Here is an 11,390-nt window from a genome sequence, read left to right on the forward strand (position 1 = left end):
CAGCGGTGCGGCGCTCACGCCTTCCAGCTACCCGCGGCCGCCGCCTCACGGGCGAAGTCCGAGAAGTCACGTGGGTCCCGCCCCAGAACATCCCGCACCGTGGAGTCGACGTGGGCGTTGCGGCCGTCCAGCAGCCCCGCGAACACGTCCACCAGATGCTCCGCCTCCCCCGCGGGGATACCGAACGCGGTGAGGACCCCGCGGTACTCGGAGGACGAGACCGGCACGTACGCGAAGTCCCGCCCGGCTGCCTCCGAGATCTCCGCCACCGCCTCCCGCCAGCTCAGCAGCCGCGGCCCCGTGATCTCCAGGACGCGCCCCACGTACAGCCCGCCGGAGGCCACCGCCGTCACGACCACGTCCGCGATGTCCCGCACATCAATGAAGGGCTCCTTCACCTCCCCCGCAGGAAAGACCAGCTGTCCCTGGCGCAGCCCCTCCACCAGCGGACCCTCGCTGAAGTTCTGGGCGAACCAGGCGGCCCGTACGACCGTCCACTCGGCCCCCGACGCCTTGAGCGCCTCCTCGGCCGGCAGCGCCAGCTCCTCACCGCGACCGGAGAGCAGGACGAGCCGTCGCACGCCGTGCGCGACCGCCTCGCGGGCGAGGGCGCCGATCGACTCGGCCGCGTCGGGGTGTCCGATGTCCGAGGGATACATCAGATACGCCGCGTCCGCGCCGTCGAGCGTCCTGGCCCACGTCGACCGGTCCGCCCAGTCGAACCCCGTCGCACGGGACCCGGCCCGCACCGTGAGCCCCGCCGCCCGCGCCGCCTGCGCGACCCGGCTGCCGGTCCGCCCCGAGGCCCCCGTCACCAGCACCGTCATGTCCTGCGTGCTCTTCGCGTTCTGAGTGTTCTGAGTGTTCTGCGTGTTCTTCGTGTTTTCGGTCATGGGATCAGTCAACTGCCGCCGTTCGTACGGAAACATCGCTGAACGGCTCATTCCCATACGCGCGCGTCTACGCTGACGCCATGGACGCACTCGCAGGTCTGCTGGAGGGCCCCCGCGCCCGCGGCGCCCTCATGATCCGAGCGTGTTTCGACCCCCCGTGGTGCGTACGTGTCGAGGACCGCGCGCCGCTCACGGTGATGCTCATGGTCCGGGGCGAGGCCTGGGTCACCCCGGACGCGGGGGAGCGGCTGCTGCTGCGGGCCGGGGACCTCGCCATCGCGCGCGGCCCTGACCCGTACACGTGCGGTGACGACCCGGCGACCGCGCCGCAGGCCGTGATCCTGCCGGGCGCCCAGTGCTCGTACCCCGACGGACGCCCCCTGAACGGCTCCATGGATCTCGGCCTGCGCACCTGGGGCGACCGGCTCGACGGATCCGCGGTGGTGCTGATCGGTACGTACCTTTGCGACGGCGAGGTCAGCGGGCGGCTGCTGGACGCGTTGCCGCCGCTGCTGAGCCTGCCCTCCGAGGTGTGGCAGTGCCCGCTCACGCCGCTGATCATGGAGGAGATCGTGCGGGACGAGCCGGGTCAGGAGGTCGTCCTCGACCGGCTGCTCGACCTGCTGGTCATCGCGGCGCTGCGGGCCTGGTTCGCACGGCCGGACGCGGAGGCGCCCGCGTGGTACGCGGCGATGGCGGACCCGGTGGTGGGGCGGGTGCTCAAGCTCCTGCAGGACGATCCGGCCCACCCCTGGACGGTGGCCTCGCTCGCCGCCAAGGCCGGTGTCTCGCGTGCGGCGCTCGCCCGTCGCTTCCGTGACCTCGTGGGTGAGCCGCCGATGGCGTACCTCACCGGCTGGCGGCTCGCCCTCGCGGCGGACCGGCTCCGCGACAGCGACGACACGCTCGACGCGATCGCGCGGCAGGTGGGCTACGGGACGGCGTTCGCGTTGTCCAGCGCGTTCAAGCGGGTGTACGGAGTGAGTCCGCAGGAGCACCGGCGCGCGGCGTAGCCTTTCGTACGTGTACGCGGAGAGGGCGTCCCGTCTGAAGGGCGCCGTGGTGTGGACCAACATCCCGTCCGGCTCCGGGCCCGGGCTGGTCCTGCCCGACGGCTGCATGGACCTGCTGTGGAACGAGGGGCGGCTGATGGTCGCCGGGCCCGACACACAGGCGTACGTCACCGACGGCCCGCCCGCGCGGTGGGCCGGGGTGCGGTTCTACCCCGGTACGGCACCCGCCTTCCTGGGCGTGCCCGCGCACGAGCTGCGCAACAGGCGCGTCGACCTCGCCGACCTGTGGCCGGCCGGCAGGGTGCGGCGGCTCACGGCCCGGGTGGAGGCCGCCGCCGATCCGGCGCGAGGGCTGGAGGAACTGGCGCTGGAGCGGGCGGCCGGGTCCACGCCCCCCGACCCGCTGCTGCGCAGGGTCGTGGCCGCTCTGGACGCGGGCCGTCCGGTCGCCGCCGTCGCCGACGAACTGGGCCTCGGCGCACGCCAGTTGCACCGCCGCTCGCTGACCGCGTTCGGGTACGGCCCGAAGACGCTGGCCCGCGTACTCCGGCTCCAGCGCGCGCTCGTCCTCGCCCGGGCCGGCGCGCCCTTCGCCGACACGGCGGCCCGGACCGGGTACGCCGACCAGGCGCACCTGGCGCGAGAGGTGAGACAGCTGACGGGCCGGCCGCTCGGGCGGTTGCTCGGCCGTTGAGGCCTGTCGTTTGGATTACGCCGGGCTTGCGGGACCCCGCAAGGTGGCGGGCGCGGGGCCGTCGGGGCGGACGGTGATGCCGTACACCGCCTTCTTCGGGGTGGAGTGGAAGGCCGGGATGTGGGCCGGCAGCAGGTGTTCCAGCAGGGCGGTCGACTCGCGGAGCGCGAACTGCAGACCGAGGCAGGCGCGGGGACCGATACCGAAGGGGAAGTAGGCACCCGGGTGGGCGGGCCGGCCGTCCGGGGTGGTGAAGCGCCGCGGGTCGAAGCGCTCCGGGTCCGGCCACAGTCCGGGATCGCGGTGCGTGAGGTACGGGCAGACCAGGAGGTCGGTGCCCGCCTCGACGGCGTAACCGCCGAGGGTGTCGTCCTCGGCGGCGTGGCGGGGCAGGACCCAGGCGGACGGATAGAGCCTGAGCGTTTCGTGGACCAGGGCCTGGACGGCCTGGCGGCGCTGCGCGGATCCTTCACCACCGGCGGCGAGCGCCTGTTCGCGGGCGGCGGGGTTCTGGTCGAGGAGCAGGTAGAGCCAGGTCAGGGTGGTGGCGGTGGTCTCGTGCCCGGCGGCGAGCAACGTGACCAGCTCGTCGCGGATCAGCCGGTCGGTGTACTCGGGGCGCTCGGTGGCGGCGTCGACCAGGACGTGCACCAGCCCCGGGCCGTCGGGGCCGGCCGCCCCGTCGCCGGCGGCCTCGACGGCACGCCGGGCGACCTCGTCGATCCGGGCGAGATCGGCGGCGACGGCTTCCCGGGTGTCCGCGGCATCGGCGGGCAGGGTCGGAAGGGCCTCCCCCACGGCCGCCACGGCCTGCAGTTCGCGCTCGGTGTCGTCGTCGAGGGGATGCCCGGTGAGGGAGCGCCAGATCGCGTCGAGGGCGAAGCGGCGCATCTCCTGCCCGACGTCGAAGGTCTCCCCGGTGCGGGCGTAACGCTCCCAGCGCTCGGCGGTGGTCCGGGCAGCCGCGGCGATCCGCTCCTCGTAGCGGCGCATCCCGGGACCGGTGAACTGCGACTGCAGCAAACGGCGTTGCCGCTTCCACGCCTCCCCGGTGGCGGCCATGACGCCGTCGCCGATCAACAGGCGGGCGCGGTGGGAGCGCTTGACGTACCGATCCGGGTGCCGGGCGAGCACGTGCTGGACCGCCTGCGGGTCGGTGACCAGGACGGTGGGGGCCGGCCCGAGTCGCACCGCGGCGATGCCGCCGCACCGCTCGCGCACCTGGGACAGCAGCTCGACCAGCTCCCCCCGCTCCGAACGCCACCGCTCCACGAGTCCCGGCTCCGCTTCGGGGACCGGCCGCCCCGTTCCGGGAACGGACGGAAAGGGGCCGGGACTGGCTTCGGTGCCCATGTTCTCTTCTCCTGGTCAACCGCGGGACTTGGCCGCGACGGAGGGTCGTCACGACGGACTGTACGGGAATGGACACATCCCGTGACAGTCCGGGCCGGGACCGTCAGGCCAGCGGTGCGAACAGGTCCACGCCGTTGCCGTCCGGGTCGTGGACGACCGCGTACCGCTGACCCCACACGGCGTCCCACGGCTTGAGCTCGCCGTGATGGCCCGCGGCCACCAACTCCTCGTACACCGCGTCCACTTCGGCGGGGCTCTCGCACAGCAGGGCGATCGAGGACCGTCCGCCCGTCCCAGGCTGCCACTCGGGGAAGAAGGACCGGACGGTCTCCTCGGTGTCGAGCATCAGTCGCAGCCCGCCCGGCAGTTGGGCCTCGGCGTGCGGCGCGGTCTCGGAGCCCTCCGGGAAGGTGAGTCCGAGACGGCGGTAGAAGGCGACAGAGGCGGCCATGTCGGAGGCGACGAGGCCGATGGCGTCGAATCGTGGAGTCATGCGGTCACCGTAGGCAGGCCCCGGCGGAGTGGTCTTGAAGGAATCGGACACGGGCGCCTCATGGGGCATGAGCGCACGCATGACGTAGCGCCACGCAAAACTCTCTGAGCGCCACCTGTGGAACACCTGTGCGGCACTATGGGCCCATGTTCCGTGCTGTACGCGTCCTGCTTCCCCTCACCTTGCTACCCCTGCTGCCCCTGCTGCCCCTGCTGCCCCTGCTGCCCCTGCTGCTCACGGCCTGCGGCAACGAGAAGGTGGTCGTGAACGCCCCCGAGCCGCGGCGGCCCGCTCCGGACCGGGCCGAGCTGCAGGCCCGTGCGGAGGCGCTGGGCCTCGCCCCGGAACTCGTCTACGTCACCGAGTCCCCCGGCTTCACGCTGGCCCGGCAGTCGGTGGGCGTCTACGGCGACGACGGCTTCTCCAGCGCGTACTGGTCACGCAAGAGCGGCGCCCAGATCCTCCTCCTCGTGGACCGCGGCACGATGACGGCCGAGAGCTGTCCGAAGCGGCCGGTCGGCCAGGGCGCGGGAGAGTCGGTGATCTGCGAGCGGGACGGCGACGCCTGGTACCGCACGGTCGGCGAGCAGCACGAGTACGCCGTCCCGGAGGAGGACCACGTGGTCCGGATCAGCGGCGACAAGACCAGAGTCGACCGTGACGCCCTGCGCGCCGCGGCCGGGGCCGCCCGCCGGCCGACCTCCGCCGAACTGGCCTTCCTCCTGCCGCCCCCGCACCACGGGGGACCGGTGGAGCGTGGTGACCTGCCGCCGGCCGGGGACGGACCACCGAACAACGTCGTAGGCCCGGGCGGCTGACCGTCACTCGTGGGTGAGCGTGCCGTCCTCGTTCAACGTCGGGTGCATCTTCATGGGCCCGTAGTCGTCGACGTCCGACGTGCGCGGCGGTTCCGGACCGTCGGGGCCCGTGCGCAGCATGCGTTCGACACGGCAGATCCGGAAGAGCCGGTCGCCGACGCGGAACTCGTCCGCGCGTTCGAGCGCCCGATACTCCTCGGCCGCCTTCGCGTACTTGGCCTTCTTGGCGTCGTCGAACTCGTACAGCAGTGCCCACGTCTCGCTCATTCCGCTGTAGAACATGCGCCGGGCGTCGTGCGGGGTCGGCATCAGGGCGCCCCGCGGCCGCCAGCCGTGCTCCCCGCGCTCGGCCAGACCGAAGCCCGTGGGCAGCAGGACGAGTTCCGGGTGGGTGTCGACCGCGCGTTCGGAGTCGGCGCACATGTCGGCGGGGAAGCGGGAGCCCGGGTACGCGAAGTCCCGCAGCCCCAGCTTCAGCGCACCCGCGGCCGGACCGGCCGTGTGGTCCGGATCGAGAACGAAGCCGACGTCCGGGGACGGTGTGTCACGCGTCTTTCGCTCCCACGTACGCTCCACCGGCTCCGGGTCGGTGGGCCGTGGCGGCTCGATTCCGTCCTCCCCGGCCCGCCCGAACTCGTCGCCGCGCACCACCCGGTAGCGCACCCCGCACGCCACGACCTCGTTCACCGGATCCCGCTCCAGCACCGCCACGGCCGCCAGCAACTCCCGTCGTACGGCCCGGTCGGCGGTGTCGTCCTTCGCGGTGAAGAACAGATGCGACTGCAACCCGTCCCGGGCCACCTGCGGCATCCCGTCCACCACCGGCTTCAGCACCCGCCACTCGGGGCCCTCGGCCGGATCCTGCACGGCGATCCCGAACACCGGCCCACGTAGCGCGAGATGGGGATAACGAAGCGAGGCCTCCACCGCGTCGGCCTCCCGCACCCACGCGGCGGGATCGTCACGCCGGATCAGCTCCTCGTGGAGCGCCTGGATCCGTTGCTGCCAGTTGTCGTTCACGCACACATTGTTACGGGGTTCGCGTGCGCGGCGTGGCCGAATCGGTTCAACAACCGGAGTTGTTGGCCAACTCCAGGAAGGCGGTCCAGGCGGTGGGGGTGACGGTGAGGTGGGGGGTGGTGGGGGTTTTGGAGTCTCGGATGTGGATGGTGGTGGGGTGGAGGGCGAGTTCGAGGCAGTTGCCGCCTTCGTCGCCGCTGTAGCTCGACTTGAACCACTGAAGTGCGGTGCCGCTCATTGCTCTCCTAGCAGACGGTCCAGCAGATCCCTCGTGTCCTCGGGGGTGAGGGCCTGTGACCGCAGCATCGCACACTTCTGGTTGAGGATCGCCACCTCGTTTGGGTCAGCGATCAGCTGGCTGCCGCGCTGGGACTCCGTGTAGGCGAGCCGCTGGTGTTCGGGGGTCTCCAGCACGACGAACGGCCCGTTGAGCCCCGCGTGGGTGGCGCGATCCAACGGCAGGACCTGGAACATGAGGCCCGGGAGTTCGGAGCACTCACGCAGGTGCTGCAACTGCTCGGCCCAGACCTCTCGCCCGCCGAGTGGAGCCCGCACCACCGGCTCCCAGACCACGAAGGACGTGATCGGCGGATCCTTGCGGTGCAGGATCGCCTGGCGTTCGAAGCGCGTCGCCACCAACTGGGCGATCCGGTCCTCGTCGTAGACCGGAACGCGGCTGCGGAACACCGCTGACGCGTATGCCCCCGTCTGGAGCAGACCGGGCAGTACCTGGTTCTCGTACGAGGAGATCGCGATGGCCTCCCGCTCCTGGTCGAGGAACTCCTCCGCCCACACCGGGATGAGGTCCACCTCCGGCATTCTGCTCAGTGCAGTCGACAACGCCCCCTTTGTGCCCAGCAGTTCGTCGAGCTGCTCGGCGAGATCCGGCTTCAAGGGCCGTCTGCCCTGCTCGATCGACGCGATCTGTTGCTCGCCGACGACGAACCGATCGCCCAGTGACTTCTGCGTGTGCCCGGCCGCCTGGCGGTAGAGGGCGAGCAGCGCGCCCACCATCCTCATCGCCGACGCGTTCCTCCGTGCCCGTGACCGTGTAGTGGTGCTCATGCGGTCCAAACTCCCCATCCGCGCGCGTACGTTCACCGCCGCACACCCGTACAAGCCGGCTGTACGGGTGCACGCACTGTTTCATGATGACCACGTAGCGTGATGCTCGTCACGTGAACGCAGAAATCCCCCGCCCGTCCCCGCGCGAACGCTTCTACCGGCGCGAACGCACGTCCGTCCCCGCCGCCCGCGCCTTCGCGAGTGAGGCGCTCAGGGACTGGGGCGTGCGAGAGCGGTCGTACGACGTCGTGCTGTGCGTCAGCGAACTCGCCACCAACGCCCTGGTGCACGGCGTACCACCCGGCCGTGGCTTCCTGCTGAGGCTGTTGCCGCTGCCCTACGGGGGTGGGGTGCGCGTCGAGGTGCATGACAGCGGGGGCGGCGTACCGGCCGTGCCGCAGGTGGACGCCGGGGAGGCGGACGAGGGCGGGCGCGGGCTGCTGTTGGTGTCGGAGCTGGCGGACAAGTGGGGGGTGGGGGAGCGGGATCCCGGGAAGGTCGTGTGGTGCGAGATCAGTTTCCGGCCCCACGCCTGGCCCGGCGCTTCGATGTGACGGTATGTGAGCACGCACAGTGGCAGCAGCACGGCGTAGAAGACCACTTCGAGCACGGCGCTGTCCCGCCGCAACCGGCCGATCGTGCCCTCGACCACCGCCAGCAGCACGGGATGCACCAGGTAGACCGAGTAGCTGATCGTTCCCAGCCCGGTCAGCGGGCGCGGTGTGCGTCGGTGCCGGAACGCCAGTCCGGCGCCGAACGTGAGCACGGCCAGCAGGAAGCCCGCGATCCAGCCGCGCCGTGTGAAGTGGTCCCCGTCGCCGTACCGGTACGCGCTCCCCACGGCGCAGGCGACCACCACGACGGCTGTGCCTGCCGCGCACCGCCACGTGGTCCGACCGCGCTCGGCCCGGTGGACGGCGGTGCCGAGGAACATCACGGCGAGGATCACCAGGCCCTCCCATGTGGGGACCGTGCCGTTGAGCGGGACGAGCGCGAGCGCCAGCACACCGCCCAACACGCTCCCGACCACGCGGAGTACGGGTGCCCGCGCACTCGCACAACAGATGGCGACCACCATCGCCACCGAGGCGAGCGCGACCAGCGGGCCGGTCCCGACCCTGTCCGAGAGGGCGGAGGCCGGCAGCGCCACCCCTGCCGTCACGCTCACGGCGGCGAGCGTGGCGAGGATGACGGCGACCGCCGCCGACCGCTGGTGGAGGCGGATCGTGAACAGGGCGACGACCAGCAGGTAGAAGGCCATCTCGTACGAGAGCGTCCACAGGATGAGCAGGAGACTTGGCGTCCCCAGGAGTTCCTGGAGCATCGTGACGTGGGCGGCGACCACCGTCGCGGGGCTCTGCTCCCCGAAGTCACGAAGCTCCACGACGCCGCACAGGTTGAGAGCGAGGAACACGGTGACGACGGCCGCCCACAGCGGGTAGACGCGGAAGAGCCGTCCGGTCCAGAACGTCCGTACGCAGCCCCGGCGTTCCAGTGACGCGGGGATGATGTAGCCGCTCACCAGGAAGAACACCATGATGCCGTAACGGCTGGTGTTGAACTCCGGCATCAGCTCCCGACGGAAGTCGGCCATGAAGGTGTACGACGAGTGGTCGAACACCACGACGAGTGCGGCGAGGCCGCGCAGCGCGTCCAGCCAGCCCAGCCGTGACGAACCGACGCCCTCGACCTCATGCGGTAGTTGGACGGATGCGGAGAGTGGTTGTCCTGGTGCTGGAGGGACGGGAGACGGGTGGTTCATTGATAATCGAGTCCTCTTTCGATCCGGCCGTCGACGATGCGGCCGCCCGCCGAGCCGTGCAGCCTCTGGCCCCGGCCCTCAGAGCCTCCGCCACGAGATGTGACACTTCAGCGCAGACTGTCACATCCTGTGACCCACACCGCCCCGTGCTCTGGCTTCCGTCGTTCGGCGAACCGGTCGGCTAGTCGTCCGGCAGGGCGACCTTCATCGGAATGCAGGGCTTGGCCTCGCTCCGGGTCGCGTAGAGCTCGACCGCGCGCGGCTGGGAGCTGCCCCTGGTGTTTTCGAAGGCCAGTACGTTGCCCCGGCGCAGGGTGATGTCCCAGCTGATCTGAATGGGGACGATGGGTACGCGATTGCCCTGTACATCGACCGCTGCGATGGGCGCGACTTTGCTGCGTTCGCAGACATAGCCGAGGGCGAGCACGTCAACGGTCACGTGAATGCCCCACGGGCGCACCTTCTCTGCGAGTTCCCGCTGGGCTCCGACGCTGATGTTCTGGTCCTCGAAGGTGAGCTTGACTCTGCCATCGCCGACCGGCTCCACCGCGTACGCGCTCGCGCCCGTCGGTGAACCCGGCACCACCACCGCTGCAACCCACGCCACCGCACAGGCCGCCGCGACGATGGCGAACCGGCGCACAGAGGCCCCTACCTTCGGCCTTCCCCCGCCCGCCCCGGCCTCACGCAGCTGGATCTCCCTCTGCAGCTCACCGAGCAGCCGGTCCTCGAACGTCGTCCTCGTGCTCATGCCTCTCCCCTCACGACGTACACCAGCGGCGCCTCCCGAGTATCCGTGGCCCTGGAGTCCGCCTCCTCGCGCAGCGCCTTGCGTGCCCGGTGCAGCCGGACGCGGGCGGTGACCTGGCGGATGCCCAGCGCGGCCGCCGCTTCCGTGACCGTGAGCTGGTCGACCGCGATCAGCTCCATGACGGCGCGCTCGCCCTCGGGAAGCCTCGCCAGGGCGGACAGCGCACGCCGCCCCGGGCTCTCCGCGTCGAGCTTGTCCTCGATGCGGACGATGTCGTCGGCCTCCAGCAACCGCCGCCCGGAGACACGCCGATCGCGTTCGGTCTCCCGGGCGACCCGGCGGCGCTCCGACGACACGACGTTGCGCGCGATGCCGTACAGCCAGGCGGTCTCGCTGCCGAGCCCCGGCCGGTAGGAGTGGGCCGAGTCGAGGACGGCGAGGAAGATCTCGGCCGTCAGGTCGGTCGCCGTGTGCGGGTCGTCGACCCGCCGGGCCACGAAACGCATCACCGCGTCCACGTGGCGCCGGTAGAACTCCTCGAAGAGCCGAGGGTCACGTACCGCCTCGGCGGGCCCACCCCGTAACCGTTCCGCGCCATCCACAGGCGTCTCCTTCCGTCAAAGTCACTCGAAGGCACTTCACCTGTTCTTGGTACGAGGCGCGAAAGGCGTTACAGAGGTGGTGTGCGGGGCGCGCTTCGAAATTTTCGGCCCTTGGGGGTGGCCCGCGCAGCGAAATAGGCTCGGCCCATGTCACCCCGCATCCTGGTCTACAGCCGCACCACCGCCTACCGGCACGACTCCATCCCGGCCGGTGTGGCCGCCCTGCGCTCCCTGGGCTTCGACGTCGACGCCACCGAGGAGCCCGGGGCGCTGGAGAGACCCCTCGACGCGTACGCGGCGGTCGTCTTCCTCTCCACCAGCGGTGAGGTGCTGAACGATGAGGGGCGCGCGCGGCTCGCGGCGTACGTCGAGGGGGGCGGCGGCTTCGTCGGGGTGCACGCGGCGGCCTGTACGGAGTACGACTGGCCCTACTACGGCGAGTTGCTCGGCGCCCGGTTCGCGCGCCACCCCGAGTACCAGCCGGGCAAGGCCGTGATCGAGGACCGGAACCATCCGGCGACCCGGCACCTGCCCGCAGCCTGGGAGTTCACCGACGAGTGGTACGACTTCCGGGCCAACCCGCGCGGTGCCGTACACGTGCTGGTCCGCGCCGACGAGTCCTCGTACGACGGCGGCGGCATGGGCGCCGACCACCCGCTCGTCTGGTGCCGCGAGCAGGGCGCGGGCCGGGTCTTCTACACCGCGCTCGGACACGCTGCGGAGGCGTACGACGACCCGGACTTCCGCCGTCATCTGCTCGGCGGGATCAACTGGGCGGCCCGCCTGGCCGACACATCGGCAAGGTGAGACCAAAATGGCTTCTCAGTCCCGGGGGGGCGCCGGGGGAGGGGGGTGGCGGGGGGGGGGGGTTGGCCAATATGGGGCCGGGCCCAGGGGGTAACGCGCGCGCAGCCGGGGGGCCCCCC

Annotated in this window: 13 protein-coding genes and 1 pseudogene; 5 read left to right on the forward strand and 9 right to left on the reverse strand. The window is 71.4% G+C overall.

Going from position 1 to position 11,390, the window contains the following annotated elements:
• Nucleotides 1-14 precede the first annotated feature (14 nt).
• Nucleotides 15-893 carry an NmrA family transcriptional regulator gene (locus AB0959_RS50885; protein ID WP_366833827.1) on the reverse strand — a complete coding sequence of 293 codons (879 nt, stop codon included), beginning with the start codon at nucleotides 891-893 and terminating at the stop codon, nucleotides 15-17.
• A gap of 80 nt (nucleotides 894-973) precedes the next feature.
• Here AB0959_RS50885 and AB0959_RS50890 point away from each other — a divergent pair, with 80 nt between their 5' ends.
• Together AB0959_RS50890 and AB0959_RS50895 are read left to right on the forward strand one after the other, a co-directional pair.
• A complete protein-coding gene (locus AB0959_RS50890) occupies nucleotides 974-1,906 on the forward strand; it encodes an AraC family transcriptional regulator (RefSeq protein WP_366833828.1) in 933 nt (310 codons plus the stop codon).
• Between the two features lie 10 nt (nucleotides 1,907-1,916).
• Complete coding sequence (locus AB0959_RS50895; protein WP_366833829.1) at nucleotides 1,917-2,600, forward strand: helix-turn-helix domain-containing protein; 684 nt, start codon at nucleotides 1,917-1,919, stop codon at nucleotides 2,598-2,600.
• Nucleotides 2,601-2,615: 15 nt separating this feature from the next.
• Here the strand turns inward: AB0959_RS50895 and AB0959_RS50900 are convergent, their stop codons facing one another.
• Nucleotides 2,616-3,953: a cytochrome P450 gene (locus AB0959_RS50900; protein ID WP_366833830.1), complete on the reverse strand. Its 1,338-nt coding sequence runs from the start codon at nucleotides 3,951-3,953 to the stop codon at nucleotides 2,616-2,618.
• Nucleotides 3,954-4,056: 103 nt separating this feature from the next.
• Nucleotides 4,057-4,446 (reverse strand): VOC family protein, encoded by a 390-nt coding sequence (locus tag AB0959_RS50905; protein WP_366833831.1) that lies wholly within the window; start codon nucleotides 4,444-4,446, stop codon nucleotides 4,057-4,059.
• A gap of 146 nt (nucleotides 4,447-4,592) precedes the next feature.
• On the opposite strand from AB0959_RS50905, the gene AB0959_RS50910 reads away from it, so the two are divergent.
• Nucleotides 4,593-5,264, forward strand: a complete 672-nt coding sequence (locus tag AB0959_RS50910) for a hypothetical protein (protein ID WP_366833832.1) — start codon at nucleotides 4,593-4,595, stop codon at nucleotides 5,262-5,264.
• A gap of 3 nt (nucleotides 5,265-5,267) precedes the next feature.
• On the opposite strand, the gene AB0959_RS50915 is transcribed toward AB0959_RS50910, so the two are convergent.
• Genes AB0959_RS50915 through AB0959_RS50925 form a run of 3 tightly spaced genes read right to left on the reverse strand, consistent with a single transcriptional unit; the run spans nucleotide 5,268 to nucleotide 7,349 of the window.
• Nucleotides 5,268-6,284, reverse strand: a complete 1,017-nt coding sequence (locus tag AB0959_RS50915) for a DUF5954 family protein (RefSeq protein WP_366833833.1) — start codon at nucleotides 6,282-6,284, stop codon at nucleotides 5,268-5,270.
• Nucleotides 6,285-6,330: 46 nt separating this feature from the next.
• A complete protein-coding gene (locus tag AB0959_RS50920; RefSeq protein ID WP_366833834.1) occupies nucleotides 6,331-6,522 on the reverse strand; it encodes a DUF397 domain-containing protein in 192 nt (63 codons plus the stop codon).
• Entirely contained in the window at nucleotides 6,519-7,349 is an 831-nt protein-coding gene (locus AB0959_RS50925) for a helix-turn-helix transcriptional regulator (RefSeq protein WP_366833835.1), read from the reverse strand. The genes AB0959_RS50920 and AB0959_RS50925 overlap by 4 nt, the downstream gene beginning before the upstream one ends.
• Before the next feature lie 125 nt (nucleotides 7,350-7,474).
• Here AB0959_RS50925 and AB0959_RS50930 point away from each other — a divergent pair, with 125 nt between their 5' ends.
• Nucleotides 7,475-7,903 carry an ATP-binding protein gene (locus AB0959_RS50930; RefSeq protein ID WP_366833841.1) on the forward strand — a complete coding sequence of 143 codons (429 nt, stop codon included), beginning with the start codon at nucleotides 7,475-7,477 and terminating at the stop codon, nucleotides 7,901-7,903.
• Here AB0959_RS50930 and AB0959_RS50935 read toward each other — a convergent pair.
• From AB0959_RS50935 to AB0959_RS50945, 3 genes and pseudogenes are all read right to left on the reverse strand, one after another.
• Nucleotides 7,864-9,111 (reverse strand): annotated as a pseudogene (locus AB0959_RS50935) (acyltransferase); the annotation flags it as partial. The gene AB0959_RS50930 and the pseudogene AB0959_RS50935 overlap by 40 nt on opposite strands.
• A gap of 181 nt (nucleotides 9,112-9,292) precedes the next feature.
• On the reverse strand, nucleotides 9,293-9,862 hold the full coding sequence (locus AB0959_RS50940; protein WP_366833836.1) for a hypothetical protein: 570 nt from the start codon (nucleotides 9,860-9,862) through the stop codon (nucleotides 9,293-9,295).
• A complete protein-coding gene (locus tag AB0959_RS50945; protein WP_366833837.1) occupies nucleotides 9,859-10,464 on the reverse strand; it encodes a sigma-70 family RNA polymerase sigma factor in 606 nt (201 codons plus the stop codon). The genes AB0959_RS50940 and AB0959_RS50945 overlap by 4 nt, the downstream gene beginning before the upstream one ends.
• 147 nt (nucleotides 10,465-10,611) lie before the next feature.
• Between AB0959_RS50945 and AB0959_RS50950 the strand changes: the two genes are divergently transcribed.
• Nucleotides 10,612-11,271, forward strand: a complete 660-nt coding sequence (locus AB0959_RS50950; RefSeq protein WP_366833838.1) for a ThuA domain-containing protein — start codon at nucleotides 10,612-10,614, stop codon at nucleotides 11,269-11,271.
• Nucleotides 11,272-11,390: the final 119 nt, after the last annotated feature.

This window comes from Streptomyces sp. NPDC046862, assembly GCF_040704615.1.
GTDB lineage: Bacteria > Actinomycetota > Actinomycetes > Streptomycetales > Streptomycetaceae > Streptomyces.